Below are 538 nucleotides of genomic sequence, written 5' to 3' on the forward strand. Positions count from 1 at the left end.
GCGGGTTTCCTTACTATTTCCTTATTTCAAGTTTGTCTTGAAGAATTCTGCAATCTTGGCGAATGGGATGACGTCCATATGATCGTAGAGGTCGGTGTGGACGGCGCCCGGGATGATGAGGAGTTCTTTGTTATTTCCTTTCATCTTCTTGTAGACGTCTTCGCTGAAGTAGCGGGAATGGGCTTTTTCTCCATGGATGAGGAGGACGGGTGTCTCGATTTCATCGGCGTAGATATTGATCGGCATGCCGGCGAAGTCCGGGAGGGAGCTCAGTGTCGCACCTGTGGTGGAGCCGAAGGATCTCGGGCTGTAGCCTCTCTTTGTCTGTTACAGGCAATTACGTTTCCCTGGCCTTGTGGGCGGCAGCGACGATATCCGCTGCTGTGAGGCCGTATTTCTTTAAGAGGTCGGCCGATGAGCCCGATTCGCCGAAGGTGTCCTGAATGCCGACGAATTCCTGGCGGACAGGATAGCGGCGCACCAGCGTTTCAGCTACGGCCGAGCCCAGGCCGCCGATGACGGAGGCTTCTTCTGCCGT

General features: G+C 55.0%; 2 protein-coding genes. Both read right to left on the minus strand.

What is annotated here, in order from left to right; translation table 11 throughout:
• Positions 1–21: 21 nt before the first annotated feature.
• Positions 22–246 carry an alpha/beta hydrolase gene (locus M3200_RS08530; RefSeq protein WP_022383107.1) on the minus strand — a complete coding sequence of 75 codons (225 nt, stop codon included), beginning with the start codon at positions 244–246 and terminating at the stop codon, positions 22–24.
• Positions 247–337: 91 nt separating this feature from the next.
• Positions 338–538, minus strand: a 201-nt coding sequence (locus tag M3200_RS08535; RefSeq protein ID WP_288178249.1) for a transketolase C-terminal domain-containing protein, incomplete at its 5' end; no start/stop codon positions are given.

It is taken from the genome of Dialister sp. CAG:357 (assembly GCF_000435155.1).
GTDB lineage: Bacteria > Bacillota > Negativicutes > Veillonellales > Dialisteraceae > Dialister > Dialister hominis.

Coding starts and splice junctions, on each gene's coding strand:
- M3200_RS08530 (WP_022383107.1), bottom strand. CDS start 246: ATGCCGATCAATATCTACGCCGATGAAATCGAGACACCCGTCCTCCTC.